Consider the following 26931-nt stretch of genomic DNA (forward strand, 5'->3'; position numbering starts at 1 on the left):
CCGCAAAAAGGAGATGTCCATGAACTTCGATATCAAAAATCATACCGTGCCGGCCCTGGACGTTGCCGAACTGGCGACCCTGGGTTTGGGGCAGATGGCCTATGTGAAGCCGCTCGAATCCGACGAGGTGGCGCGGCTGTTCCCGCAGGCGCCGAAGCTCCAGCCCGGCATGCGGCTGTTTGCGCTCCTGTCCGCCAGCGGCGAGCCGATCCTGCTGACGGACAACCACGAGACCGCCGTGGCCAATGCCTGGGCGCATGACCTGACGACGGTGAGCCTGCATTAGGGCTCACCTCGTTTCGCTTTCTTCAGGCAATCGCCGCCACAGCCGCAATCAGCCGCTCGATGTCTTCCGGCCGGGAGAGCCGGTGGTCGCCGTCCTTGATCAGGGTCAACGACACGCTGTCTCCCGGCAGGTGCTCGACGAGCTGGAGTGCATGATCCCAGGGCACGTCGGGGTCCTCCATCCCCTGCAGAATATGGACCGGGCAGCCGGTCTGGATCGGCTTGTCGAGCAGGAGGTGCCTGCGCCCGTCCTCGATCAGCTTCCAGGTGATCGGGTAGGGATCGTCGGAATAGGCCGAAGGCCGGTGATAGACCCCGATCTCCTGCACGCCCTTCTTGAGATCCGCCGGAAAACGGTCCCACATCAGCCGCTCAGTCATATCGATGGCCGGCGCGATGAGGACGATGCCTGCGGGAGCAATCTCGGGCCGGGTCTTCATGAGGTGGCGGGCTGCCAGCAAACTGATCCAGCCTCCCATGGACGAGCCGACGAAGATCGGGCGCTCGTTGACGAAAAGCTCGATCACGGTCAGCGCATCCTCGAGCCAGCGGGAAATCGTCCCGTCCTCGAAGGCTCCTTCCGATTCGCCGTGACCGCTATAGTCGAAGCGAAGGAAGGCGCGGCCGTTCTCCTTCGCCCAGTCGTCGAGGGCGGTTGCCTTGGTGGCGCGCATGTCGGACTTGAAGCCGCCGAGCCACACGGCAGGTGGTCCTTTTCCCTCGCGGGACAAAACGGCGATGGAGCGGGCATCCTGGCCAGCCGTGACGCTTTGCGGCATGGTTAACTCATCCTCAACTGCTTTGAAGCAACCGTTTCTAGACGATTCTTTTGAGAAGGCTCTTACATCCGTGAGTTTTTCAACACGACCCGGCGGAGGGATGGCTTTTCCGTCCTCTCATGTTCATCCGCTGGAGGGCCGGACCATCCTGCAGATCGTGCCCGAACTCGAAGCCGGCGGAGCCGAGCGCACCACGGTCGATATTGCCGAAGGCCTGGTCCATGCCGGGGCCCGCGCCCTTGTGGCCACGGAGGGCGGGCGACTGGTCGGCGAGCTCCAGACCAAGGGCGGTGTCTGGATTCCGTTTCCGGCGGCGACGAAGAACCCGTTCTCCATGCTCGTCAACGTGCGAAAGCTCGCCCGAATCTGCCACAACGAGCGGGTTTCGCTCGTACATGCCCGCTCGCGGGCACCCGCCTGGGTGGGCTTGGGCGCCGCGCGCTCCCTCAACCTTCCCTTCGTGACCACTTATCACGGCAGCTATTCCGGCCGTTCGTCCGTGAAGGTCCTCTACAATTCCGTGATGGCGCGGGGTGATGCGGTGATCGCCAATTCCCATTATACGGGGGAGCTGATCCGCTCGGTCTATCCCCAGTCTGGAGACCGCATCCGCGTCATCCACCGGGGAACGGATTTTTCGGTCTTCTCGCCCCAGGCCATCGCGCCGGAGCGGATCGAAGCCTTGAGAAAGGCCTGGGAAGTTTCTCCGCACGAGCGCGTGGTGCTGCTCGCCGCCCGTCTCACCGGCTGGAAAGGCCAGAAGGTGCTGATCGAGGCGGCGGCCAAGCTGCGCGATGCGGGCCTCACCGACGTGGCCTATATCCTCGCCGGCGACCCGCAGGGGAGGGACTCTTATGTGAAGGACCTCGATAACCTGATCGAGGCACGTAAGTTGAAGGGCGTCGTGCGCCGGGTCGGCCATTGCACCGACATGCCGGCGGCCTTCCTGGCGGCCTCCGTCGTCACCGTGCCCTCGACCGAGCCCGAAGCCTTCGGCCGCTCGGCCGTGGAGGCGCAGGCCATGGGAACGCCGGTCGTGGTGTCCGATCTCGGAGCCGTGCCGGAGACGGTCCTGTCCCCGCCGGCCGTGCCTCCGCATGAGCGGACGGGCTGGCGGATCCCGGCCGGAGATGCCGATGCTCTGGCCGAAGCGGTCGGAGCCGCGCTGAATCTGGGTGCCAGCGCCAGGATCGCCCTGGGCACCAGGGCGAGGACTCATGTGGAGCGTCATTTCTCGCTCGAACGCATGGTGTCCAGTACCCTCGATGTGTATTCGGCTCTTCTTGAGAGTCGTTTTACCCATCGAACAAGTTGACTTCCCGCGCATTTGCGCGAAATGTCGATTCATTCGTGGCAAGGCTGAGCATTCAAAGCAGGGATCCCTTGGGATCTCCGATCCTCGGCCTAGCCTTTAATAGGAGATACGAGCCATTCGCAGACCAATGAGAGCCATGCCGGTGCCGCAAAAGGACGGACCGCGCGCCAACCGAGATATTCGCGGTGTTCGCGAAGTGCAGCTGATCGACGATGCAGGGCAGAACCGAGGCGTAGTGCCTTTCTTCGATGCCCTGAAGGTTGCTGAAGAGGCAGGCCTTGATCTCGTGGAGATCTCGCCGAACGCAACCCCTCCCGTCTGCAAGATCCTCGATTACGGCAAATTCCGCTTCCTGGAGCAGAAGAAAGCCTCCGAGGCGCGCAAGAAGCAGAAGACGGTCGAGGTCAAGGAAATCAAGCTGCGTCCCGGCATCGACGACCACGATTACGAGGTCAAGATGAAGGCGATGAAGGGCTTCTTCGAGGAAGGCAACAAGGTGAAGATCACCCTGCGCTTCCGCGGCCGTGAGATGGCGCACCAATCCCTCGGCCTGAAGGTCCTGGATCGGGTCAAGGCCGATGTGGGCGATCTCGCCAAGGTCGAGATGGAGCCGAACTTCGAAGGCCGTCAGGTCGTCATGGTCCTGGCGCCGCGCTAAGGGGCTCCCCATACAGTGAAATTCATGGCCGTCGGGGTCCCGGCGGCCATTGCTTTTTGGGCGGCCTTCTGTCATAAGCCGCCCTTCATTGAACCGCCCGGCTGTTAGGGCTGCCGTGGCGGTTCGTTTTGCTCATGCAGCAATGAAAAGGCCAAGGTGCGGCTTTGCCGCTCCGGAAGCCTGTCCAAAGGAGAGCCAAATGCCCAAGCTGAAGACGAAGTCTGGCGCTAAAAAGCGCTTCAAGATCACTGGCACCGGCAAGGTCGTTTACGCCCAGGCCGGCAAGCGCCACGGGATGATCAAGCGGACCAAGAAGCAGATCCGCAACCTGCGCGGCACCACGACCCTGTTCGAGGGCGACGCGTACAACGTGAAGAAGTACTTCCTGCCGAACGGCTAAGGCGGTTCTTTCCCACATCCCGGATTTTGAAGGAGTTTTTAAATGGCCCGCGTCAAACGGGGCGTTACCGCCCACGCCAAGCACAAGAAGGTTTTTAAGGCAGCCAAGGGTTTCTACGGCCGCCGCAAGAACACCATCCGCATCGCCAAGCAGGCGGTCGAGAAGAGCATGCAATATGCCACTCGCGACCGTCGCAACAAGAAGCGCACCTTCCGTGCGCTCTGGATCCAGCGTCTCAACGCTGCCGTCCGCATGCATGGCTTGACCTATTCCCGATTTATCGACGGTCTCGGCAAGGCTGGGATCGAGGTCGATCGCAAGGTCCTGTCCGAGCTGGCCATCCACGAGCCGGCGGCTTTCGCCGCTTACGTGGAACGTGCCAAGGCCGCCCTGCCGCAGCAGGCTGCCTAAGGTCGGATAGACTGCTTTCGGTGCGGCTGGCTTTTCAGCCGCACCGCCTTATTCCCCCTTCTCCGAGACCATTCGCGCTGACGGCCTTATGCGCTGTCGGTTGCTATTACGCGGCTCGGACGACTTGACGGTTCCCGCGCCGCGCCTCACTCAAGGCGCCTGCATTTGGCGCTTGCATCTGGCCAGGGACCGATGACCGATCTCAATCAACTCGAACATGACCTGCTTTCCCAGGTCGATGCCGCCGGCGACGAAGCGGCTCTGGAATCCGTGCGTGTCTCCGCGCTCGGCAAGAAGGGCTCCGTCTCCGACCTCCTGAAGACCCTCGGCGCCATGACGCCCGAGGAGCGGAAAGAACGCGGCCCCCTCATCAATGGCCTGCGCGACAAGGTGCAGGGCGCTATCTCCGCCAAGAAGGACACGCTCGCCGAGGCTGCCCTCGATGCTCGGCTCTCCGCCGAGCGCATCGACGTGACGCTTCCCGTGCCGGAAGCGCCGGAGGCCCGAGGTCGTATCCACCCGATCAGCCAGGTGGTCGAAGAACTGACGGCGATCTTCGCCGATATGGGCTTCTCCGTGGCCGAGGGACCGGATATCGAGACGGATTATCTCAATTTCACGGCGCTCAACTTCCCCGAGGGCCATCCGGCTCGCGAGATGCACGACACCTTCTTCCTCGCTCCCGACGAGAAGGGCGAGCGCAAGGTGCTGCGCACGCATACCTCGCCGGTCCAGATCCGCACGATGACGTCCAAGGCGCCGCCGATCCGGGTGATCATCCCGGGCCGGACCTACCGTCACGACTCGGACCAGACCCACACGCCGATGTTCCACCAGGTGGAAGGCCTCGTCATCGACAAGCAGGCCAACATCGCGCACATGAAGTGGGTGCTGGAGGAGTTCTGCAAGGCCTTCTTCGAGGTCGAGCAGGTGAAGATGCGCTTCCGCCCGTCCTTCTTCCCCTTCACTGAGCCCTCCGCCGAGGTCGACATCCAGTGCTCGCGCAAGGGCGGCGAGATCCGCTTCGGCGAGGGCACCGACTGGCTCGAGATCCTCGGCTGCGGCATGGTCCATCCGAACGTGCTGCGCAATTGCGGGCTCGATCCGGACGAGGTCCAAGGCTTTGCCTGGGGCATGGGCATCGACCGTATCGCCATGCTGAAATACGGCATGCCGGACCTGCGTCCCTTCTTCGAGGCCGATGTGCGCTGGCTGAACCATTATGGCTTCCGCCCGCTCGATATCCCGAGCCTCGTCAGCGGCCTCACGTCGTAATGATTGCGCGCGAGCCCATAGAGCCCTCTCCCCCCTTGTGGGGGAGAGATGGAGAGGGGGGTAGCCACGGGTCGAGCGGGAATGCCGATCGACCCGATGGCGCCGTACCCCCCTCCCTAACCCTCCCCCACAAGGAGGGAGGGGATGGGCCTGCGCATGCTGAAGTGAAGCCGCAGATGCGGTCGCAGGCCAAGCGGATGCGTCGTGAGATGACGCCGGCCGAGCGCAAGCTCTGGCATTCTCTCAAGGCTCATCGCTTCCAGGGACTGCATATGCGGCGTCAGGTTCCCATAGGACCCTACGTGGCGGATTTCATCTGCCACTCGGCAAAGCTCGTGATCGAGGTCGATGGCTCCCAACATGGCTTCGACCGGCATGTTGAGCAGGATCGAGCAAGAGATTCCTGGTTCGAAGCGCGGGGCTATCGGGTCCTTCGCTTTTGGAACCACGATGTCATGACGGCTCTCGACAGCGTTCTCGATACAATTTTCGCAACTATTCCATCCAACCTGCCCATTGCAGGAGATACACCATGAAATTCACCCTATCCTGGCTCAAGGATCATCTCGAGACCTCGGCCTCCCTCGACGAGATCGTCGAGACGCTCACCCGCATCGGCCTTGAGGTCGAAGGGGTTGAGGACAAGGCGAAGACGCTGGCGCCCTACAAGGTGGCCTATGTGATTTCTGCCGAGCAGCACCCCAATGCCGATCGCCTGCGCGTGTGCATGGTCGATACGGGCGAGGGAGCGCCGATCCAGGTGGTGTGCGGCGCCCCGAATGCCCGCACCGGCATGAAGAGCGTGTTTGCGCCGCCCGGCACCTACATCCCGGGCAAGAACATCACGCTCGGCGTCGGCACCATCCGCGGCGTCGAGAGTGCGGGCATGCTGTGCTCTGCGGCGGAGCTCGAAATCTCCGACGATCACGACGGGATCATCGACCTTCCGGCCGATGCGCCGGTGGGCGTTCCTTACGCGACCTATGAGGGCCTCGACGATCCGGTGATCGAGATCAACCTGACGCCGAACCGTCCCGACTGCACCTCGATTCACGGCATCGCCCGCGATCTGGCAGCCGTCGGCCTCGGCACGCTCAAGGGCGATGCCGTGCAGGCTGTTGCGGCCAAGGGCGCGTGCCCAGTTTCGGTGACGATCGAGGACGAGAAGCTCTGCCCGGCTTTTGCGCTCCGCCTCGTGCGCGGCGTGAAGAACGGGCCGTCGCCGGATTGGATGCAGCGCCGCCTGCTCTCCATCGGTCTTCGCCCGATCAATGCGCTCGTCGACATCACCAACTACATGACCTTCGATCGCGGCCGTCCGCTGCACGTCTTCGACGCCAAGAAGGTGAACGGCAACCTCACCGTTCGCCGTGCGAAGGAAGGCGAAGAGGTGCTGGCGCTCGACACCCGCACCTACAAGCTCGACCCGAGCATCGTGGTGATCGCCGACGAGAGCGGCGTCGAGTCCATCGGCGGCATCATGGGTGGCGAGCATTCGGGTTGCGACGAGAATACGACCGACGTGCTGATCGAATCGGCGCTGTGGGATCCGCACAACATCGCGCAGACCGGCCGCAAGCTGGGGATCATCACGGATGCCCGCTATCGCTTCGAGCGCGGCGTCGATCCGGCCTTCACATTGCCGGGTCTCGACCTTGCCACCAAGCTGGTCATCGACCTCTGTGGTGGCGAGGCGAGCGAGGCCACGGTGGCCGGAAAGGTACCCGAAGACACGCGCGTCATCGAATTCCCCTGGAGCGAGGTTCCGCGCCTGTCGGGTCTCGACGTGCAGCCTTCCGAATCTGAGGCGATCCTCAAGAAGCTCGGCTTCCATCTTCAGGGCTCGGGCGAGCGTGTCGGCGTGACAGTACCGTCCTGGCGTCCCGACATCGAGGGCAAGGCCGATCTCGTCGAGGAGGTGATCCGCATCGCCGGCGTCGACCGCATCCTGCCGAAGCCTCTGCCGCGCCTCGAAGACACGGTCGCGAAGCCCATCCTGACCCTGATCCAGAGGCGCACGCGTCTGGCCCGCCGCTCGCTCGCTGTGCGCGGGCTGGTGGAGGCCGTCACCTGGTCCTTCATTGCCAAGAGCGAAGCGGAGCTGTTCGGGGGCGGCGATGCGCGCCTGGCGCTCGCCAATCCGATTGCCGCCGAGCTCTCCGATATGCGCCCATCCCTGCTGCCGGGCCTTCTGAAGGCGGCGCAGCGCAATGCGGATCGCGGTTATGGCGACGTGGCGCTCTTCGAGGTTGGCCAGACCTTCGCCTCCGATGAGCCGGAAGGCCAGTCGATCAAGGCGGCTGCGGTCCGCCGCGGCACCGCGCGGGCCGAGGGCGTGGGACGCCACTGGGACGGCGGCGCGCAGAGCGTCGATGCGTTCGACGCCAAGGCGGATGTGCTGGCGCTTCTCGCAGCGCTCGGCATTCCCGCCGGCGGTCTTCAGATCGTCGCGGGTGGCCCGTCCTGGTTCCATCCCGGTCGTTCGGGCACCTTGCAGTTCGGCCCGAAGAACGTGGTCGGCGCTTTCGGCGAGGTGCATCCGAAGGTGCTGAAGGCGCTCGACCTGAAGGGGCCGTTGGTGGCCTTCGAGCTCAATCTCGATGCGCTTGTGCCACCGAAGGCGAAGCCGACCAAGATGAAGCCGAAGCTCAACCTGCCCGACTTCCAGCCGCTCACCCGCGACTTCGCCTTCGTGGTCGGCCGCAACGTGGCGGCCGGCGACATCGTGAAGGCGGCGCAAGGAGCCGAGCGCCAGCTGATCGTCGGGGTCGACGTGTTCGACATCTACGAGGGCACCGGCATCGACCCGGACAAGAAGTCCGTCGCCATCGCCGTGACCCTGCAGCCGACCGAGAAGACGCTCACCGACGCGGAGATCGAGGCCGTCTCGGCCAAGATCGTCGGGGAGGTGTCGAAGAAGACCGGGGCGGTGTTGCGGTCCTGACAAGTGGTCATCCCGGGGCCGCGCAGCGGAACCCGGGATCGTCCTCAAAATAGAGCGCCATACTCGTCTTACGATCCCGGATCGCGGTTATACCGCGTCCGGGATGACGCTTGGGTTTAGGGGACGAACTCTTCCGCCAGATCCCGCCATTCCGGATTGTCTCGCTCAATCAGCTCGATTTTCCAATCACGGCGCCATTTCTTGAGCTGCTTCTCGCGAGCAATGGCGGTCTCCGGGTTCTCGAAGACCTCGAAATAGACCAGCCGGTCCACATTGTAACGCGCAGTAAATCCCGGAATGGCATGGGTTTTATGTTCAAAGACCCGCTTATGCAGGTCGCTGGTGATCCCGATATAGAGCGGTCCATCCTTCCGGGTGGCTAGAATGTAAACGTAAAAGGCCTCAACCATCCGCGAACCTCCCGGACGATCCCGGATCTTCGCTACGCTCCGTCCAGGATGACACTTGAGGGCTTCCACTCAGCGGATTCGCCTCATCCCATCCATAGCGCACCGTGTCGAAGCGCATCCCCCGCGCATCGACCATCAGCAGGCGCCCGACAAGGCTCTCTCCGAAGCCCACGATCTCCCGGATCACCTCCAGGGCCATCAGGCTGCCCATGACGCCAGCGAGCGCACCGAGCACGCCGGCTTCGGCGCAGGTCGGAATCGCGCCGGGTGGGGGCGGGGAGGGGAAGAGGCAGCGATAGGTGGGGTTGGGCTTGCCATCCGGGCCGGTCTCGTGAGCCCTGATCGTGGTGAGCGAGGCGTCGAACTGGCCGAGCGCCGCCGTCACCAGGGGCTTCTTCTCGAAAAAGCAGGCATCGGAGACCGCATAGCGGGTCTCGAAATTGTCCGAGCCGTCGGCCACGATGTCGTAGCCGCGGACCAGATCACGCGCGTTCTCGGCCATCAGCCGGGTTGGGTGAGGCTCGACCGTCACATGAGGGTTGAGCCGTCCAACGGCCTCCGCCGCGCTCGCGACTTTTGGACGACCGAGATCCGGAACCCCATGGATCACCTGCCGCTGCAGGTTGGAGAGGCTTACCGCATCGTCATCCACAATTCCGATGGTGCCGATGCCTGCCGCAGCGAGATACTGGATCAGGGGCGCGCCCAGGCCCCCGGCACCGATCACGAGCACGCGAGCGGCTTTCAGCTTCAATTGTCCAGGCCCGCCCACGTCCCGCAGAACGAGGTGGCGGGCATAGCGGTCGATTTCATTTGTGCTCAGAGACATCCTCTGACCTTACGGGAATGGCTCCTGCTATCAACCATTCGGTGAAGGAAATAACATGCCGCCTTGACAGGGGCCTTGGCGTCATGACCCTTGCCGTGCCATCGTCATGGGGCAACCGGCATCAAGCCGGCGTCTAACAGGGAACAAAGCCGATGACAGTCACAAAGTTTGGCCTCGCACTCGCGGGCCTCGCCTTCTCCGCCTCCGCTGCCCTTGCGCAGCAGCCGGCCTTCAAGCCCGCCGTCGTTTACGATCTCGGCGGCAAGTTCGACAAATCCTTCAACGAGGGCGTCCACATGGGCGCCGAGAAGTTCAAGAAGGACACGGGCACCGACTACCGCGATTTCGAGCCGCAGAACGACGCCCAGCGCGAGCAGGCTCTGCGCCGCTTCGCCCGCGACGGCTTCTCGCCGATCGTGGCCGTGGGCTTCTCGCAGGAGACCGCGCTGAAGAAGGTCGCCGAGGAATTCCCGAAGACCCAGTTCGCGATCATCGACGCCGTCGTCGAGAAGCCGAACGTGCAGTCCGTCGTGTTCAAGGAGCATGAGGGCTCGTTCCTGGTCGGCCTCCTGGCAGCCCAGGCCTCCAAGACGGGCAAGGTCGGCTTCGTGGGCGGCATGGACATCCCGCTCATCCGCAAGTTCGCCTGCGGCTACGTCCAGGGCGTGAAATACGCCAAGAAGGACGGTGAGGTGTTCCAGAACATGACCGGCACCACGGGGGCTGCCTGGAACGATCCGGTGAAAGGCGGCGAGCTCGCCAAGAGCCAGATCGATCGCGGCGCGGACGTGATCTACCATGCGGCCGGTGGCACCGGCGTGGGCGTAATGCGTGCTGCTGCGGATGCGGGCAAGCTCGGCATCGGCGTCGACTCGAACCAGAACGGCATGCATCCCGGCAAGATCCTGACCTCCATGGTTAAGCGCGTGGACGTGGCCACCTACAACGCCTTCGACCAGGCCAAGAAGAACGCCTTCAAGGCCGGCGTTTCGGTGCTCGGTCTGGCCCAAGACGGCGTGGCCTGGGCGCTCGACGACAACAACAAGTCGCTGATCACCGCCGACATGAAGGCTGCCGCCGACAAGGCCGCCGCCGACATCAAGTCCGGCGCCATCAAGGTGCACGACTACATGTCGGATTCGAAGTGCCCGATGTAAGATGAGACAGGGTTCGGCCGCAGATCCGTAAAGGTCTGCGGCCGAATCTTTTTCGACCGAGTTTTGTTTTTCCGATAGAATCCGGCTCTCGTTTTATCGCCGGCAGACCATTCGAAGCCGATGTCCCCAGCCATTGAACTCATTGCCATCAACAAGAGCTTCGGCGCCGTTCACGCCAACAAGGACGTGAATCTGCGTGTCGAGCGCGGCACGATCCACGGCATCGTCGGCGAGAACGGCGCGGGCAAGTCGACCCTGATGTCGATCCTGTACGGTTTCTACGAGGCGGATTCCGGCGCGATCCACGTCAACGGCAAGACGATTTCGATCCGTTCCCCGAACGACGCCATTCATGCCGGCATCGGCATGGTTCACCAGCACTTCATGCTGGTGGAGCCCCTGAGCGTGGTCGACAACGTGATGCTCGGCGCCGAAGGCGGTGCGATGCTGCGCGCAGGCGAGGCCAAGGCGCGCGCCGAGCTTGCGCGGCTCGCCAAGGATTACGGCCTCGAGATTGACGTAGACGCGACTGTCGGCGACCTTTCGGTCGGCCTGCAGCAGCGCGTCGAGATCCTGAAGGCCCTCTATCGCGGCGCAGATATCCTCATCCTCGACGAGCCCACCGCGGTGCTCACGCCCGCGGAGGCCGATGCGTTGTTCGAGCTGCTCCGCTCGCTCAAGGAGCAGGGCAAGACCGTTATCCTCATCACGCACAAGCTGCGCGAGATCATGGCGATCACGGATCGCGTCTCCGTCATGCGCCGCGGCGAAATGGTAGCGACGGTCGAGACCGCCGATACCTCACCGCCCGAACTGGCGGAGCTGATGGTGGGACGGCGCGTGCTGCTGCGCGTCGAGAAGGCGGAGAAGACGCCCGGCGCGCCGCTGCTCGAGATCGACAACCTATCCGTCGTCGATATCCGAGGCGTGCTGCGTGTCGCCAACGCCTCCTTCAAGGTTCATGCGGGCGAGATCGTCGGCATCGCGGGCGTCGCCGGCAACGGTCAGAGCGAATTGCTGGAAGCCATCGCCGGCATGCGCCAGCCGGTGCTTGGCTCGCTCCGTCTCGAGGGGCGCGACATCCCTTGGTCGGAGCACAACCCGCACCGGATGCGCCAGCTCGGCCTGCTCCATGTGCCGGAAGACCGGCTGCGCATGGGCCTCGTTTCCGCCTTTCCTGCCTTCGAGAGCGCCATCCTCGGCTTCAGCGACGAGCCCCATCTCGGTCGTGGGCCGATCCTGGATCATGACCGCCTGATCGCGGATCTGGCGAAGAAGATGGAGCAATACGACGTGCGCCCACCCGCGCCACGGCTGAAATCGTCGAAATTTTCCGGCGGCAATCAGCAGAAGATTGTGCTGGCGCGCGAGATCGAGCGCAACCCGAAGGTGCTGCTCGTCGGCCAGCCGACCCGCGGCGTCGATATCGGCGCCATCGAGTTCATTCACCGCCGCCTGATCGCCCTGCGCGATGCGGGCGTTGCCATATTGCTCGTCTCGGTGGAGCTCGACGAGATCATGAACCTGTCCGACCGCATCCTCACCATGTGCGGCGGCAGGATCACCGGCGAGCGCAAGGCCTCCGAGACGAACGAACAGGAGCTCGGCCTCCTCATGGCCGGCGTGACGGATGAGGCCGCCTGATGCAACCGCGTTTGACCCTTGTCACGCTGGGTGTTGCAGATCTCGCAAAGTCCCGCGCGTTTTATGAAGCCTGGGGCTGGAAGGCCTCTTCCGCCAGTCAGCCCAGCGTCGCCTTCTTCCAGGCGAACGGTCTGGCGCTCGGTCTGTTCGGCCGCGCCGATCTCGCCAAGGATGCCGGCGTCGAGGACAAGCCCACCGGCTTTGCCGCCATCACGCTCGCCTACAATGCCCGCTCCAAGCAGGAGGCCGACGAGGTCTATGCCCTTGCGGTGAAAGCGGGCGCACGTCCCGTCAAGCCGCTGCAGGATGTGTTCTGGGGCGGCTATTCGGGCTATTTCGCCGATCCCGACGGGCATCTCTGGGAAGTCGCCTGGAACCCGTCCTTCCCTCTTGATGAGCAGGGCCACATATTCCTGCCGGATTCGAAGACGTGAGTGCTCCTCTCGACCTGCCCAAATGGGCCGACACGATTCTCGTGCCCGCCATCTCCGTGGTGGCGGCTTTTCTCGTCGCTGGTCTCGTTGTGCTCGGCATCGGCGAGAATCCGCTGTCTGCAACGCGCTACCTGCTGCAGGGCAGCCTCGGCACAGGGGAGGGGCTCGGCTTCACCCTGTTCTACATGACCGACTTCATCTTCGTCGGCTTGGCAGTCGCGGTGGCCTATCATGCAGGCCTGTTCAACATCGGCGGTGAAGGCCAGGCGACGCTTGCGGGCCTCGGCATCGCGCTCGTTCTCAACAACCTCACCTTCCTGCCGGGCTTCCTGCTTATTCCGCTCGGCATTCTGGGCGCTGCGGTTTTCGGCGCTGCCTGGGCGGCCGTGCCCGGCTATCTCCAGGCGAAGCGCGGCAGCCACATCGTGATCACGACGATCATGTTCAACTGGCTTGCCAGCGTGCTGATCGTCTATCTGTTGGTGAACGTGCTGCGCGAACCGCAGAACATGAATCCGGAAACGCGCGCCTTCCCCGAGCAGTCGCATATTCCCTTCATGCACGATGTCTTCGCCGCCTTCGGCATCGAGATCCCGGCTTCGCAGCTCAATCTCACGCTGGTGCTGGCGTTGGCTGCGTCCTATTTCGTGTGGCTTCTCATCTACCGCTCGCGCCTCGGCTATGCGATCCGCGTCGTCGGCTCCAATCCCACAGCCGCGGTCTATGCCGGCATCTCGCCCGCGCGCATCATCATCATCGCGATGGTCATCTCCGGCGCGCTGGCGGGCGGTCTCGCGGTCAACGAACTCATGGGCTATCAGCACCGCCTGCTGCTCGAGTTCACCTCCGGCTACGGTTTCGTCGGCATCGCAGTGGCGCTCATGGGCCGCGCGCATCCGGTCGGCATCATCCTGGCGTCACTCCTGTTCGGCATCCTCTATCAGGGCGGCGCGGAGCTTGCCTTCGAGCAGCCGGCGATCACCCGCGACATGGTGGTGGTGATCGGCGGCATCATCATCCTGTTTGCCGGCGCCCTCGACGGGCTGTTCCGGCGTCTCGTGGCGCATCTGTTCTCGCGTCAGAAACTGGCGAGGGCGTGACGCCATGGATCTCAGCTCTCTCGTCACGGTTTTCGACTCGGCTCTGCGGCTCTCGATCCCGCTTCTCGCCGCCTGCCTCGCCGGCCTCTGGTCCGAGCGTTCCGGCGTGGTGGATATCGGCCTCGAGGGCAAGATGCTGGTGGCGGCCTTTGCGGCAGCTGCCGCGGCCTATGCCTTCGGATCCGCCTGGATCGGCCTTGTCGCAGGCATCGGCGCATCGGTGATCTTCGCGCTCATCCACGGCTTTGCGTCCATCAGCCAGCGCGGCAACCAGATCGTGTCAGGCGTCGCCATCAACATGCTGGCGGCGGGATTGACCGCCATCGTCGGCAATGCCTGGTACAGCCAGGGCGGACGCACGCCGCCACTGGAAGGGGCGCAGCGTTTTGGCGATGCGATCTTCGGTCATTCGGCTCTCGTCTATATCGTGTTGCTGGCCGTGCCGCTCACCTGGTTCGTGCTGGGACGGACCCGCTTCGGCCTTCGCCTGCGCGCCGTCGGTGAGAACCCGGCTGCCGTCGATACGGCGGGCATTTCGGTAACCGGCCTGCGCTACACAGCCGTCATCATCGGCGGCATTCTGTGCGGCATCGGCGGGACCTATCTCTCCGTCGGGCAGTCGGCGGGCTTTCTCCCCAACATGACGGCCGGCAAGGGCTTCATCGCGCTCGCCGCGCTGATCTTCGCCAAGTGGCGCGCCTGGCCCGCGCTTGGCGCGTGCTTCCTCTTCGGCCTGCTCGATGCCATTGCCATCCGCCTGCAGGGCATCTCGCTGCCGGGAATCGGCGAGGTGCCGGTACAGGCCATCCAGGCACTGCCCTATCTCATGACCGTGATCCTGCTCGCCGGCGTCATCGGCACGGCGATCCCGCCCCGGGCGGCCGGCGTACCCTATGTGAAGGAGCGCTGAGCATGGCGTCGTTGGATACCCTGTTTGAGGCGGCCAAGGCGATCCAGGCCAAGGCCTATGCGCCTTATTCGCGCTTCAAGGTCGGCGCGGCCATCGCAACGCCCGGCGGCAAGATTTTTGCCGGCTGCAACGTGGAGAATGCGGCCTATCCGGTCGGCTCCTGCGCGGAAGCCGGCGCCATCGCGGCCATGATCGCCGCCGGTGAAAGCCGTATCGCCGAGATCGTCGTGATGGGCGAGGGCGAGCATCTCGTCACGCCCTGCGGCGGCTGCCGCCAGCGCATCCGCGAGTTCGCCGCCCCCGATACGCCCATTCACATCGCGGGTCCCGAAGGGATCCGGAAACGCTTTACGCTCGACGAGCTTTTGCCCTTCTCCTTCGGGCCGGACAATTTGACGGATCGCTAGAACAGGTCCGAAACCGATTGTGACAATGAAAGGAAGGCCTGCGGTTCAGGCCTGAAACGATGACGATGCATAAGATGATTCAGGAAGCGGCCGAATTCGTGCGCGCCCGCGGCTTCGACGGACGTTTCGATGCAGCCTTCGTGCTCGGCACGGGGCTCGGCACACTCGTCGACGAGGTCGGCGACGCGGTGAGCTTAGCCTATGCCGACATCCCGAACTTCCCGAAAAGCGGCGTCTCCGGCCATGCGGGCAAGCTCGTCGCCGGCACGTTAGAGGGCAAGCGCGTGCTGCTGTTCCAGGGCCGTGCGCATTATTATGAGACGGGCGATGCGGGCGCGATGCGCTTGCCCATCGCCTTCGTGAGGGAGCTCGGCGTTCCGGTGCTGGTCGCCACCAATGCTGCCGGCTCGGTGCGAGCCAACATTCGCCCCGGCAGCCTCGTTGCGATCAACGATCACCTCAATCTCTCGGGCGGCAATCCGCTGCTGCGCGATCACACCGAAGGTCGCTTCGTCTCGCTTACCGATGCCTATGATCCGGAGCTGCGCCAGATTCTGCAGCGTGCCGCGAAGAAGAGCGGCATTGAAGTACCGGAGGGCGTCTATGCCTGGCTGTCCGGCCCGAGCTTCGAAACTCCGGCTGAGATCAAGATGGTGCAGATTCTCGGCGGCGATCTCGTCGGCATGTCCACGGTGCCGGAGGTGATCCTCGCGCGCTATTACGGCCTGAAGGTCGCCGCCATCTCCGTCGTCACGAACCTTGCTGCCGGGATCGAAGGCGCTTCGCCCTCGCATCAGGAAACCAAGGATACGGCGGCCGAAGCCTCAGAGAAGTTCAAGCGTCTCATCCGGTCCTTCGTTGCGGAGCTGTCCCATGTCTGATGCGCATACAGCGACGCGCGCCCTGCGCAGTCTCGATCTCACCGACCTCACCGATACCTGCAACGATCAGGCCATCGATGCCCTGTGCAAGAAGGCGCTTGATCCCCGCGGACCGGTGGCGGCCGTGTGCGTGTGGCCGCAATTCGTGAAGCGCTCGCAGGAGAATCTCAAAGGCTCGCCCGTGTGCATCGCGACAGTGGTGAATTTCCCTGCGGGCGGCGAGGATGTGAGCCGCGTCACGGATGATACGCATGAGGCGCTCTCCGACGGCGCCAACGAGATCGATCTCGTGCTGCCGTACGGAGCCCTGCGCCGGGGCGATCTCGCGGCGGCCACCGAGATGGTGGAGGCGGTGCGCGATCTCGTCGATCAGGGGCGTCTCCTGAAGGTTATCCTGGAAACGGGCGAGCTGAAGGATCCGAAGCTGATCGAGACGGCAAGCCGCATCGCCATCGATGCAGGTGCCGATTTCATCAAGACATCGACAGGCAAGACGCCGGTTTCGGCGACGCCGGAAGCGGCCGAGATCATGCTCAACGCCATCAAGGCGTCGGGTAAGCCCGTCGGCTTGAAACCCTCCGGCGGCATCCGCTCCGTTGCGGATGCGAAGATCTATCTCGATCTTGCCGACCGCATCATGGGCCCGAACTGGGCGACGCCGCGGACATTCCGCATCGGCGCGAGCAGCGTCTACGACACGCTGCTTGCCGCCATCGAAGGACGGGCCAGCACAGCGGCGACTGGAATTTATTGAGATGACGCTTCTTCCGCAGGAAATCATCCGCCACAAGCGCGACGGCGGCAGGCTCGACCCTGAGCATATCGAGCACTTCATCGAAGGCCTCACCGCAGGCCGTGTCACGGAAGGCCAAGCGGCCTCCTTCGCCATGGCGATCTTCTTCCAGGGCCTCTCCGTGCCGGAGCGCGTGGCACTGACACGCGCGATGATGAATTCCGGCACGGTGCTCACCTGGGATCTGCCAGGCCCGGTGCTCGACAAGCACTCGACGGGCGGCGTCGGCGATACGGTCAGCCTCGCGCTCGGTCCCGCGGTGGCGGCCTGCGGCGGCTATGTGCCGATGATCTCCGGACGCGGCCTCGGTCACACCGGCGGCACCCTCGACAAGTTCGATTCCATTCCGGGCTATGTCACGCAGCCCGATATCGACACGTTCCGTCGTGTCACGCGCGAAGTCGGCTGCGCCATCATCGGTCAGACGGCCGATCTCGCGCCCGCCGACAAGCGCCTCTATGCGATCCGCGACGTGACGGCGACAGTCGAATCCATCGATCTCATCACTGCCTCCATTCTGTCGAAGAAGCTGGCCGCAGGCCTTCAGGGCCTCGTGATGGATGTGAAGTTCGGCTCCGGCGCCTTCATGGACAATGCTGAGGATGCGCGAAAGCTCGCGGAGAGCCTCGTCCTCGTCGCCAATGGTGCGGGCCTGCCGACGAGCGCTCTTCTCACCGACATGAATGAGTCGCTGGCGTCCGCCGCCGGCAACGCGGTCGAGATGGCCTATGCTGTCGACTATCTCACAGGCCGTCGCCGCGAGAAGCGCTTCCACGAAGTGACGGTGGAACTGTCTGCGGAAATGCTGTTGCTTGGCAAGCTTGCCGCGACCATCGAGGAGGCGCGCAAAAAAGTCGAGGATGCGATCTCCTCCGGCAAGGCAGCCGAGGTTTTCCAGAGCATGGTGATGGCCCTCGGCGGCCCTAGCGATTTCCTGGAAAAACATAAGAGCCATCTGCAGGCGGCGCCGGTCGTTCGTGACATCCACGCCGAGCGTTCCGGAACCGTGCAGAAGGTTGCTGCACGCGCCATCGGCGTTGCCGTCGTCGCTCTGGGCGGCGGTCGCACGCGGCCGGAGGATCCCATCGATCATGCGGTGGGCCTGACAGCACTCGCGGCCATCGGCGAGATGGTCGATGGGGAGCGTCCGCTCGCCATCGTGCATGCGCGCACCGAGGAGGCTGCGGACGCGGCAGCACGTGCCGTGCGCGCCGCCTATGTGATCGGTGAGGCCAAGGTCGTTTCGGGCCCGAGCATTCTTGAGCGGATCGGAGCAAAGGCATGAGCCTTCTCGTCGCTGTCACCTGGGAAACGCAGCCCTGGGTCGAGCGCTTCAAGCGCCATTTGCCCGATCGCGACATCGTCGTGCTGGGCGAGGATTTCGACAGGGCCGCCATTCGCTATGTGGCGACCTGGGGACCAAAGCCGGGAAGCCTCTCCGATCTGCCGAAACTGGAGGCGATCTTCTCGCTCGGCGCCGGCGTCGATCACCTGATGAGCTATCCCGATCTGCCGGATGTGCCCATCGTGCGCGTGGCGCAGGATGATCTCACCCATCGTATGAGCGAATACATGGTGCTGCATTGCCTCATGTATCTGCGCGATCAACGCCGCTTCGACGAGGATCAGAAGGCGAAGCGCTGGAAGCCCGATCGCGCGCCGCCGATTGCAAGCGAAGTGCGCATCGGCATCATGGGCTTCGGCGTGCTGGGGCAGGATGCGGCGCGCAAGCTGAAAGTCATGGGTTTCGATGTGGCTGGCTGGAGCCGCACGCCGAAGACCGTCGAGGGCTTCCAAGTCTATGCGGGCGAGGAGGGCTTGACGCCGTTCCTCAATCGCACCGATATCCTCATCGCTCTCATGCCGTTGACGCCGGACACGAAAGGAATCCTGAACCGTTCCCTGTTCGAGAAACTCGCGCGCGACAGCAAGCTCGGCGGGCCGATGCTGATCAATGCGGGGCGCGGCAAGCTGCAGGTTGAAACCGACATTCTCGCCTGCCTCGATGACGGCACCCTCCAGGCCGCGACCCTCGATGTGTTCGAGACGGAGCCTCTGCCGGAAGATTCACCGCTCTGGACGCATCCGCGCGTGACGATCACACCGCATAACTCGGCAACGAGCGAACCGGAAGCGACGGCGCGCTACATCGCGCAGCAGATTCGCCGCCATGAGGCGGGGGAGGCGTTTGAGAACGTGGTGGACCGGGCGCGGGGTTATTAGGGGCATCGGGCATCAAATGACGCCGTAACCTCTCAATCCATCCCACAACAGCTTGAGCGACGTCACGATCAGCAGCCCGTAGCACACGCGATAAAGCTGCTTCTGGTCGAGCCGTTCATGCAGCTGAAAGCCGGCCCATACGCCGAGCGGTATGAACGGCAGGCACAACGCCATGAGCGTCCAGAGTTCTGAGGTGGGTTGAGCGAGCATCAACCAGGGCACAGCCTTCATCAGATTGCCGGCGGCAAAGAAGCTGCTGGTCGTGCCGGCATAGACCGCTTTCGGAAGGCCGAGCGGCAGAAGGTACATGGCGACCGGCGGGCCACCTGAATGCGCCATCATCGATGTGATGCCCGAAGCTGTGCCTGCCAGCACGGCCTTGATCTTCGAACGAGGCTGCTGCACGACCTTGCCGCCGCCGCGAAACCACAGAGCCGTGAAGGCCAGAGTGATCAGCGCGATGAGGACGGCAATGGCACTTCGATCAATGATCTTCATCAGCAGGAAGCCGATCGCCGTGCCGCAGGCGAGGCTCGGGAGCAAGAGCAGGAGATCGATCCTCGACCAAGTCTTGGGGCGCCAGTAATAGAGCGCAGCCACATCCATTAGGATGAAGAGAGGCGCCAGCAGCGCACCCGCGGTGATCGGGTCCATGACGACCGACAAGACCGGAATGCCGATGATGGCCAGCCCGCCGCCGAAGGCTCCCTTCATGAAGGCGATGATGAAAACGCCGAAGGCTGCAACGAGGAGCAGAGACGGATCAGGGAAGCCCATCAAAGCCGCTTGACCGAACTGATCGGCCCGTAGCTCGTCCGGCGGATACGCTCTTCGGCGACTGCGAGCGGCTCGATCATCACCGTCATGCTGTGGCCGGTGGCGTGGATGAAGTTCGTCGCGTCCATCATCAGGCCGACATGACCCTTCCAGAACACGAGATCGCCGCGCTCGAGGCCGCTCAAATCCGACGTCACCTCGACAGATGTGCCGAGCTCGCGCTCCTGCATGTCGCTGTCGCGCGGGGCCTTGATGCCGGCGGCCGTGAGCGCCGTCTGCGCCAGTCCGGAGCAGTCGATGCCGAGGCTCGTCTTGCCGCCCCAGAGATAGGGCGTGTGCAGGAAGCGTTCGGCCACGGCGACGTAATCCGTCTCGTATGCATCGAGCCCGGCCAGATGCGCGTTAAAAACCCAGCCGCCGGTGGCGAGGCGCGCGTAATCGCCCTGCGTTTCAGTGACAGCAACCTTCGAATTCAGCGTCAGGTAATCCTGAAAAGGCAGCTTCAGGTTGGGACCCGGATAGATGAAGGTCCGGATCGCGCGGACCTTGTGCGTCGGCTCAAGTCCTGGCTCGCCGAGAGCGGCGCTCGGCAGGTAGCCCACATAGCCGTCGTCGTGCAGCTGTGCCCAGGCCCAGCCCTCATGCTCGTCATAGACGGTCACGCTTTCCCCGAAGAGTGCCTGCGTGTCGACCGGCGCCTCGCGGGACGGATGACGGTGCAGGGCTGAGAAGGTGGTGATGACGCGCTTGACCGTGCCGGTCGTGAAGCGCTCGGCCTCGACCTGTCCGCGCAGGCGCTCATCGGCGAGATCGGCGCGGACGGGCGTGATGCGGCGGTCGAAACTCATCGGGGCAGCTCCTTGGCGCGGGCCATGATCATGTCTCCTAGCCGTTCGACGGCCAAAGCGCCAGCGACCGTGCGCTGGATGATGACGTTGCGCCGATCCGCCTCGTCCCGCTTTCGGGAAACCAGGTCGAGCTTGCCCAGGGTGTCGAGGGCGCGGGTGATGACGGGCTTGGTAACGTCGAGCTTCTTCGCAAGCCCGCGCACCGTATGGGGCGGCGTCTCCAGGTAGATCGTCAGCAGGATGGAAATCTGCCGGGAGGAGAGGTCGCCGCCCTGGTGCACGAGGCCGAGATGCACATCGTGCCAAAGCTTGAGCGACTGAAATGCACGCAACTCGACAGGCATGATCACACCGTTCGTTCCGGATCCGTATCTTTCTGACCCAGAACGAACGGTGCAAGCGATGCTTGGCGTTATGCTTAAAGTCCGTAGCGCTCCTTGATGAGCGCATACATCAGCCGCGCCGCCTGGACCTCGCCGCCCTCGGGTCGCGCCGGCTTGGTCGAGCTGTTCCAGGCATAGATGTCGAAATGGACATAGGCCTTCGCCGCCGCCACGAAACGGCGCAGGAACAGAGCGGCAGTGATCGAGCCACCCATCGGTCCGCCGGTGTTGTTCATGTCGGCGAATTTGGAATCGAGCTGGCTCTGATAGGGCGTCCAGAACGGCATGCGCCAGACGGGGTCGTTCACTGCCGTGCCGTGGCGGGCGATGTCGGCGGCGAGCGCGTCGTCGTCGGTGTAGAAAGGCGGCAGCTCTGGCCCAAGCGCCACGCGGGCAGCGCCCGTGAGGGTCGCGAAATCGACGAGGAGATCGGGGCTTTCCTCGTCGGCGAGCGCCAGGGCATCGGCCAGGATGAGCCGGCCTTCCGCATCCGTGTTGCCGATCTCGACGGAGATACCCTTGCGGCTCGACAGAATGTCACCGGGACGGAAGGCATTGCTGGAAATCGAATTCTCGACAGCCGGAATGAGCACGCGCAGGCGCACGGGGAGCTTCGCGTCCATGATCATGGACGCGAGCGCAAGAGTCGCGGCTGCGCCGCCCATGTCCTTGCGCATCAAAAGCATGGAGGAGGCAGGCTTGATATCGAGACCGCCGGTGTCGAAGGCGACGCCCTTGCCGACGAGCGTGATGCGTGGCGCATCGGCCTTGCCCCAGATGAAATCGATCAGGCGCGGCGGCGTGATGGAGGCGCGGCCGACCGCATGGATCATGGGAAAGTTCTGTTTCAGCAGATCATCGCCGACGATGCTGGTGAAGGACGCACCATGCTTGTCCGCGAGCTGACGCGCGGCCGCTTCAATGCCGTCGGGCCCGAGATCGCTGGTCGGCGTGTTGACGAGATCGCGGCTTGTGACAACCGCATTCGCAATATGCGAGACTTCCTCGGCATCGACGCCCTTCGGAGTCACGAGGCGAACCGATTTCTCGCTGCGCTTGCGATAGCGGTCAAAGCTATAGGCGCCGAGCATCCAGGCAAGGGTGGCGAGCGCCGGATTCGGTGCCTCGGTCTCGAAGCGATAGACTCCATCGGGCAGCAGGGTGGGCAGCTTGCCGACGAGGAAGGGATCGTTGTGCTTGGCATCCGCGCCGTTGAGCCCGAAGACGACGCCTGTGAGGTTGCCTTCCGTATCCGGCAACAGGCAGTGGCTCCCGGCCTTGCCCTCGAACCCTTGCGCCTTTGCAAAGCCCTGTGCCGTCTGCGGCAGCCGTCCGGCGATCTCCGGCCAGGTCTGCTCGTTCACGAGCCAGATCGGCGTAGACGTGTCGTTCGCGAAGGTGAGGAGGGGATGTGGCATGGGATTTGACCTGGACCTTTGAGGAGGATGGCTTGAGGTGAGGTTTTAAGGGCTGAGGCAGCGCGTGTCATCCCGGACGGAGCGTTTCCCTCCCCCTTGCGGGGAGGGGCAGGGGTGGGGGTGGTGCAACTGGGTGGGACCCACCCGTCATGGCCATCCTCGGACTTGATCCGGGGATCAGTCCCGGCCATCCCTATCCGAAAAGCGCGGCATTCCACATTATCGAGATCACCGGCACGAGGCCGATGATGACATGGTAGGGGTCGTACTGCCTTGCTTAATTCAGCGTAGAGCTTCGACTTTCCGACCCCCACCCTCAATCCCTCCCCGCAAGGGGGAGGGAAGAATGGGTCATTCACGTTTCGCAATCCCGGATCTTCGCTGCGCTTCCTCCGGGATGACGGCTGTGATTCACCCCAATGCGTGCTGGCGCACGATCCGTGCGAGGCCGGCGATCAGGGCCTGCTGCGTATCCTTCGTCTCGGCCTTGATACCATGGCGCTTGAGCGCGTGAGCGTAGAGCTCCGCACGCTCCGGTGCGGCCAGGATGGTCACGACAGAAGGGCGGCCGAACTGCGCCAGTGCTCCATTGATCTCGTCGCCCGTGAGCAGGCCCGAGAGGTATGGTGCCAGCAGGTTGCTGTTCATCCGTCCCGAGACCACGGAGGCGCGGGCGCTGAACAGGAGATGCAGCAGGCCGACCCTGTGCTCGCCGCTGTTGCGCTCGGCTGCATCGAGGCCGAGATCGAAGCCCTTCGGGTCTTCCGGCTCGGTGGCCGGGCGACCGATCATGGAATGCTCACGCAGGAGCGCGTACATCTCGCCGGTCATGTAGGTGGCGAAGCGCTCGATGCGCCCGTTCTTCATTTCGATCCATTTCGGATGCGTGCCGGCGGAACAGATCAATCCGTTCTCGATGCCAGCCCCGAGAACGAGCGTTTCCTCACCACGCATCACATCGGCGGCGCCCGGAGCGGGCTCGCAGAACAGGCCGGGAATGATGTAGCCCTTGCGGCCGTTCTCCAGATCCACCGGCACGAGCGCCTTCGCGATCTCGGCAGGGCCTGCGGGACAGGTGGCATAGGGTGCCTCGACCCAGCCCTCGCGGCTTCCCACCATGCCGACGAGCAGCACCGGAGCATCCGGCTCGGCCTTCAGCCAGTGCCCGCATTGGCGCAGGAAAACGTCGCGATGCTGGCCCTTCTGCAGAGCCGAGACGCCCTCATTCGACGAGACCTGATCGAGAATGGCTTCGTTCTCGATCAGATAACCGCGAAAGCGGGTCGTTCCCCAATCGGCGACGATAAAGCGCAAGGCGGATGATCCGTTGTTAGGATTGCAGAATGCTAACAGCTCGATGCGCTAGCGCGTTCCGTACATCCGGTCGCCCGCGTCGCCCAGGCCCGGCACGATATAGCCGTGGTCGTTGAGACGCTCGTCGATGGAGGCGGTCCAGATATGCACGTCGGGATGCGCGCCACGCAGCTTCTCGATGCCCTCGGGCGCCGCGAGCAGGCAGACGAAGCGCAGATCCTTCGCGCCGCGCTCCTTCAGTCGGTCGATGGCCGCCACCGCCGAGTTGGCGGTCGCCAGCATCGGGTCGAGCACCAGCACCATGCGGTCGGCGAGGTCGGACGGGGCCTTGAAGTAATATTCGACGGCCTGGAGCGATTCAGGATCGCGGTAGAGGCCGATATGGGCGACGCGCGCGGCGGGAACCAGTGTGAGCATGCCGTCGAGGAAGCCGACGCCGGCACGCAGGATCGGGGCGAACACGAGCTTCTTGCCGGCGATCTGCGCGCCTTCCATGGTGGTGAGCGGCGTCTCGATCTGGATGCGCTCGATGGGCAGGTCGCGGGTGACCTCGTAGCAGAGCAGCATGCCGATCTCGTTGAGGAGCTGGCGGAAGCCCTTTGTCGAGCGTTCCTTGTCCCGCATCAGGGTCAGCTTGTGCTGAACCAGAGGGTGATCGACCACGGTGACGCCCTGCATGTTTTTTCCCTCTTTGATCGTCTTATGCTGATTCATCTAAAACACAGTCCCGTCACTGATCACGCCGAGAGGAGGCGAGCCGTCACCTCGCTTCTCCTTCGCGAGCCTCCGCCCCGTCGCCCAGGTGCCGCCTTCCAGTACCTTGGCCAGGGGAAAGTCCTCCGTGGCAAATCCTAGCTTCGCGCGGATGGGTTCGGCAATGCGGTCGAGAAGGGCGACCGTCAAGGCCCGCCATTCCACCACGAGCTGAGAATCCACCTCATGGGGGCGGGCAGCGTCCGCCGGATCCTTCAGGGCGATCACGTCCGTGTCGAGAAAAAGGCCTCCGTTGCGGTATTCGGGCAGGCCGGTGAGGCCGTCGATGTCGATGACGGTGAAGCCCGCCCATTCGAGCGGCTCGATCAGCGAATAGGAGAGCCACTGTGACAGCTTGTGGAAGGGAATGAGCCCCTTGGTGACGTCCGGCGCTTCCACCAGGGGGTGGCGCCAGGTATCGCCGAGGTCCACGCCGCCGAGCGTGATGCGGCCGGGCCAGATCGGGCCGAGATGGGTCAGCAGCGCCTCCAGGATCGAGGTTGCCTTGATCTGATCATTCTCGGCCGTCGCGGCGATGACATCGAAGAGCCCACCCGGCCTCGGATCATCGATCTGTCCGAAGATGTCCGGGTTCGTCGCAACGACACGGCCGAGGCGGTTTAGCAGAGCGGCGCGGCCTTCGAGCCCGACGAGCGGATTGTCCGTTGAGACTTGAAAGCCTTCGGCCAGATCCTCGGCTGTCAGGGTCATCAGCACATCGGCATCGACGCGGAAAGGATCTTCCGGCTTGCTGGAAAAGGCGCCGCTCACGAACATGTCGAAGCTGGCCACCGCCAAGCCTTCCGAGCGGATATAGGTCTCGCCGGTGCGGCCCTCCTCATAGCGCCACTGCGCGCCCGCGCCGGCATCGAGCAGGACGGACACGATGGCGAGGTCGAAGGCGGAGCGGGCCATGTCGGCGGCGGTCTCCCAGGGCGCGCCATGCATCACCGCATCCCAGCGATCATGGCCGCCGGCGGAGAAATGGCGCCAGCGGGCATGGAAGGGGATGTCGAGCGATGGATAAGCCTCGCGGATCGTCTTCACGACCTCGTCGGCACAGGACTCGAGGCGGCCGAGATCGACCGAAAAATGCGTGAGGCGGCCATCAAGCCCAGCCCGCAGAAGCTGGTGTGACCGCTCGCGCACGGCAGCTGCGGACAGGAGGCTTCGGGCGGCTTTCGTCTCAGGAGACAGGTCAGGCTGGTCGGTCACGCAGGGCTCCGGTGCTCTCGTGACGAGAGCGATAGCATAGTCTCGGCCGAGCGCAGCATCGGGCGCTCAGCCGTTTGAGGAGAAGGTTAAGAGCGCCTCAGAACCGCTCCAGGTCGCGGCCCTTCACTTGGTTCAGCTCAGCCGCGTCCGGCGCTCCGTCCGGCGTGTAATAGCCGGCGGCCTTCTTGGCCTCCAGCTCCACCTGCGCGTCCGGCGGCACCAGCTCGGCCGGAATCGGCACGCGCTCGACCACCTCGATGCCGGAGCCGGTAATGGCATCGTATTTCATGTTCGACATGGACATGAGCCGGTCGATGCGGCGAATGCCGAGCCAGTGCAGCACGTCGGGCATGAGCTGCTGGAAGCGCGCGTCCTGCACGCCCGCCACGCATTCGGTGCGCTCGAAATAGGTCGCTGCGGAATCGCCGCCCTCCTGCCGTTTGCGCGCGTTGTAGACGAGGAACTTGGTGACCTCGCCCAGTGCGCGGCCTTCCTTGCGGTTATAGGCGATCACGCCGACGCCGCCGGTTTGCGCTTCCCGGACGCATTCCTCGATGCCGTGGACGAGATAGGGCCGACAGGTGCAGATGTCGGAGCCGAACACGTCGGAGCCGTTGCATTCGTCGTGCACGCGGCAGGCGATGCGGGTCTTGGGATCGCTCAGCCGCGATACATCGCCGACCACATAGACCGTGATGTTGCCGATGGGCGGCAGGAACACGCTCATGTCGGGGCGCGTCACGAGCTCCGGGAACATGCCGCCGGTCTGCTCGAACAGGGTGCGGCGCAATTCGCCCTCGGAGCAGCCAAAGCGCTGCGCGATGCCGGGCAGATACCAGACCGGATCGACGGCGACCTTCGTGACCGAGATGTCGCCGGTCTCGTGCAGGAAGCCGCCATCGGCGTGCAAGCGCTTCGCACCCATGGCCGTGAGGATCTCCGGCATGTTGAGGCGGGCCTTGGTCACCGCGATCGAGGGGCGGATGTCGAGGCCGCTTGCGATCTCGTCCTTATAAACATCGCCGACCATATGGCCCCAGGGATCGAGAGAGACGATCTTGCCCGGTTCGAACCATTGCGGATGCGGGCCGATTTCGGCGGTCGGGTGTGTGTTGTGAAGATCGGGCCGCGCCAGCGGGTTGAGCGCCCGGGCCGAGATTGCGAGCGCCCGATAGAGGGAATAGGAGCCGCCATGGGCGCCGATCACGTTGCGGTCGGCCGGATTGGTCACCGTGCCGATGATCGGGCCGCGTATTTGGGGATCTTGAGCCCCCCATTTGATCGGATGCTTGATGGTGCCTGCGTTCGGCTCTGGGTGGGAGGTGAGCCGGATATGGGTCGAGCGGTTAGACGAGCTCATGAACAATC

General features: G+C 64.0%; 29 protein-coding genes. 18 read left to right on the plus strand and 11 right to left on the minus strand.

What is annotated here, in order from left to right; genetic code table 11:
- Window positions 1-19 precede the first annotated feature (19 nt).
- Complete coding sequence (locus JO965_RS05700) at window positions 20-286, plus strand: DUF1150 domain-containing protein (protein ID WP_203442732.1); 267 nt, start codon at window positions 20-22, stop codon at window positions 284-286.
- A gap of 22 nt (window positions 287-308) precedes the next feature.
- Here JO965_RS05700 and JO965_RS05705 read toward each other — a convergent pair whose 3' ends face one another.
- Complete coding sequence (locus JO965_RS05705; protein WP_203442733.1) at window positions 309-1064, minus strand: carboxylesterase; 756 nt, start codon at window positions 1062-1064, stop codon at window positions 309-311.
- 100 nt (window positions 1065-1164) lie between these two features.
- Here JO965_RS05705 and JO965_RS05710 point away from each other — a divergent pair, with 100 nt between their 5' ends.
- The 7 genes from JO965_RS05710 (at window position 1165) to pheT (ending at window position 8067) form a co-directional block, all read left to right on the plus strand.
- A complete protein-coding gene (locus JO965_RS05710) occupies window positions 1165-2379 on the plus strand; it encodes a glycosyltransferase family 4 protein (RefSeq protein WP_203442734.1) in 1215 nt (404 codons plus the stop codon).
- Between the two features lie 136 nt (window positions 2380-2515).
- Window positions 2516-3037, plus strand: a complete 522-nt coding sequence (infC, locus tag JO965_RS05715; protein WP_246776758.1) for a translation initiation factor IF-3 — start codon at window positions 2516-2518, stop codon at window positions 3035-3037.
- A 199-nt stretch (window positions 3038-3236) separates the two neighbouring features.
- Window positions 3237-3437: a 50S ribosomal protein L35 gene (rpmI, locus tag JO965_RS05720; RefSeq protein ID WP_009494553.1), complete on the plus strand. Its 201-nt coding sequence runs from the start codon at window positions 3237-3239 to the stop codon at window positions 3435-3437.
- A 42-nt stretch (window positions 3438-3479) separates the two neighbouring features.
- A complete protein-coding gene (rplT, locus tag JO965_RS05725; RefSeq protein WP_203442736.1) occupies window positions 3480-3848 on the plus strand; it encodes a 50S ribosomal protein L20 in 369 nt (122 codons plus the stop codon).
- A 192-nt stretch (window positions 3849-4040) separates the two neighbouring features.
- Window positions 4041-5123, plus strand: a complete 1083-nt coding sequence (gene pheS / locus JO965_RS05730; protein WP_203442737.1) for a phenylalanine--tRNA ligase subunit alpha — start codon at window positions 4041-4043, stop codon at window positions 5121-5123.
- A gap of 176 nt (window positions 5124-5299) precedes the next feature.
- Window positions 5300-5659 (plus strand): endonuclease domain-containing protein, encoded by a 360-nt coding sequence (locus JO965_RS05735; RefSeq protein ID WP_203442738.1) that lies wholly within the window; start codon window positions 5300-5302, stop codon window positions 5657-5659.
- The gene (gene pheT / locus JO965_RS05740) at window positions 5656-8067 is read left to right on the plus strand and encodes a phenylalanine--tRNA ligase subunit beta (RefSeq protein ID WP_203442739.1); all 2412 of its coding nucleotides are present in this window, start codon (window positions 5656-5658) and stop codon (window positions 8065-8067) included. Before JO965_RS05735 ends, pheT begins: the two co-directional genes overlap by 4 nt.
- A gap of 116 nt (window positions 8068-8183) precedes the next feature.
- On the opposite strand, the gene JO965_RS05745 is transcribed toward pheT, so the two are convergent.
- Together JO965_RS05745 and JO965_RS05750 are read right to left on the minus strand one after the other, a co-directional pair.
- A complete protein-coding gene (locus JO965_RS05745; RefSeq protein ID WP_203442740.1) occupies window positions 8184-8477 on the minus strand; it encodes a GIY-YIG nuclease family protein in 294 nt (97 codons plus the stop codon).
- Window positions 8470-9306: a HesA/MoeB/ThiF family protein gene (locus JO965_RS05750; protein WP_203442741.1), complete on the minus strand. Its 837-nt coding sequence runs from the start codon at window positions 9304-9306 to the stop codon at window positions 8470-8472. Before JO965_RS05750 ends, JO965_RS05745 begins: the two co-directional genes overlap by 8 nt.
- A gap of 152 nt (window positions 9307-9458) precedes the next feature.
- Between JO965_RS05750 and JO965_RS05755 the strand changes: the two genes are divergently transcribed.
- The 10 genes from JO965_RS05755 to JO965_RS05800 all read left to right on the plus strand — a co-directional run bounded on the left by JO965_RS05755 (window position 9459) and on the right by JO965_RS05800 (window position 18855).
- Complete coding sequence (locus JO965_RS05755) at window positions 9459-10463, plus strand: BMP family protein (RefSeq protein ID WP_203442742.1); 1005 nt, start codon at window positions 9459-9461, stop codon at window positions 10461-10463.
- A 120-nt stretch (window positions 10464-10583) separates the two neighbouring features.
- Window positions 10584-12107: an ABC transporter ATP-binding protein gene (locus JO965_RS05760; protein ID WP_203442743.1), complete on the plus strand. Its 1524-nt coding sequence runs from the start codon at window positions 10584-10586 to the stop codon at window positions 12105-12107.
- On the plus strand, window positions 12107-12541 hold the full coding sequence (locus JO965_RS05765; RefSeq protein ID WP_203442744.1) for a VOC family protein: 435 nt from the start codon (window positions 12107-12109) through the stop codon (window positions 12539-12541). Before JO965_RS05760 ends, JO965_RS05765 begins: the two co-directional genes overlap by 1 nt.
- A complete protein-coding gene (locus JO965_RS05770; RefSeq protein ID WP_203442745.1) occupies window positions 12538-13641 on the plus strand; it encodes an ABC transporter permease in 1104 nt (367 codons plus the stop codon). Before JO965_RS05765 ends, JO965_RS05770 begins: the two co-directional genes overlap by 4 nt.
- Window positions 13642-13645: 4 nt before the next feature.
- Entirely contained in the window at window positions 13646-14551 is a 906-nt protein-coding gene (locus tag JO965_RS05775) for an ABC transporter permease (protein WP_203442746.1), read from the plus strand.
- A 2-nt stretch (window positions 14552-14553) separates the two neighbouring features.
- The gene (gene cdd, locus JO965_RS05780) at window positions 14554-14958 is read left to right on the plus strand and encodes a cytidine deaminase (RefSeq protein ID WP_203442747.1); all 405 of its coding nucleotides are present in this window, start codon (window positions 14554-14556) and stop codon (window positions 14956-14958) included.
- Window positions 14959-15017: 59 nt separating this feature from the next.
- Window positions 15018-15839, plus strand: coding sequence for a purine-nucleoside phosphorylase (locus tag JO965_RS05785; protein ID WP_203442748.1), 822 nt, complete (start codon window positions 15018-15020; stop codon window positions 15837-15839).
- Complete coding sequence (deoC, locus tag JO965_RS05790) at window positions 15832-16593, plus strand: deoxyribose-phosphate aldolase (protein WP_203442749.1); 762 nt, start codon at window positions 15832-15834, stop codon at window positions 16591-16593. The genes JO965_RS05785 and deoC overlap by 8 nt, the downstream gene beginning before the upstream one ends.
- A 1-nt stretch (window position 16594) precedes the next feature.
- Complete coding sequence (gene deoA / locus JO965_RS05795; protein WP_203442750.1) at window positions 16595-17917, plus strand: thymidine phosphorylase; 1323 nt, start codon at window positions 16595-16597, stop codon at window positions 17915-17917.
- Window positions 17914-18855 (plus strand): glyoxylate/hydroxypyruvate reductase A, encoded by a 942-nt coding sequence (locus JO965_RS05800; RefSeq protein ID WP_203442751.1) that lies wholly within the window; start codon window positions 17914-17916, stop codon window positions 18853-18855. Before deoA ends, JO965_RS05800 begins: the two co-directional genes overlap by 4 nt.
- A gap of 12 nt (window positions 18856-18867) precedes the next feature.
- Here JO965_RS05800 and JO965_RS05805 read toward each other — a convergent pair whose 3' ends face one another.
- From JO965_RS05805 to JO965_RS05840, 8 genes are all read right to left on the minus strand, one after another.
- Window positions 18868-19632, minus strand: a complete 765-nt coding sequence (locus tag JO965_RS05805) for a sulfite exporter TauE/SafE family protein (RefSeq protein WP_203442752.1) — start codon at window positions 19630-19632, stop codon at window positions 18868-18870.
- Entirely contained in the window at window positions 19632-20480 is an 849-nt protein-coding gene (locus tag JO965_RS05810; RefSeq protein WP_203442753.1) for a C40 family peptidase, read from the minus strand. The genes JO965_RS05805 and JO965_RS05810 overlap by 1 nt, the downstream gene beginning before the upstream one ends.
- Window positions 20477-20824, minus strand: coding sequence for a MarR family transcriptional regulator (locus JO965_RS05815; RefSeq protein WP_203442754.1), 348 nt, complete (start codon window positions 20822-20824; stop codon window positions 20477-20479). The genes JO965_RS05810 and JO965_RS05815 overlap by 4 nt, the downstream gene beginning before the upstream one ends.
- Before the next feature lie 74 nt (window positions 20825-20898).
- Complete coding sequence (locus JO965_RS05820) at window positions 20899-22281, minus strand: M17 family metallopeptidase (protein WP_203442755.1); 1383 nt, start codon at window positions 22279-22281, stop codon at window positions 20899-20901.
- Window positions 22282-22692: 411 nt separating this feature from the next.
- Window positions 22693-23595, minus strand: coding sequence for a 2-dehydro-3-deoxygalactonokinase (locus tag JO965_RS05825; protein WP_203442756.1), 903 nt, complete (start codon window positions 23593-23595; stop codon window positions 22693-22695).
- A gap of 48 nt (window positions 23596-23643) precedes the next feature.
- Entirely contained in the window at window positions 23644-24273 is a 630-nt protein-coding gene (gene upp / locus JO965_RS05830) for a uracil phosphoribosyltransferase (RefSeq protein WP_203444079.1), read from the minus strand.
- 36 nt (window positions 24274-24309) lie between these two features.
- On the minus strand, window positions 24310-25563 hold the full coding sequence (locus JO965_RS05835; RefSeq protein WP_203442757.1) for a URC4/urg3 family protein: 1254 nt from the start codon (window positions 25561-25563) through the stop codon (window positions 24310-24312).
- A gap of 97 nt (window positions 25564-25660) precedes the next feature.
- Window positions 25661-26923, minus strand: a complete 1263-nt coding sequence (locus JO965_RS05840; RefSeq protein ID WP_203442758.1) for a GTP cyclohydrolase II — start codon at window positions 26921-26923, stop codon at window positions 25661-25663.
- Window positions 26924-26931 lie beyond the last annotated feature (8 nt).

The sequence above is a fragment of the Microvirga sp. VF16 genome (assembly GCF_016864375.1).
GTDB lineage: Bacteria > Pseudomonadota > Alphaproteobacteria > Rhizobiales > Beijerinckiaceae > Microvirga.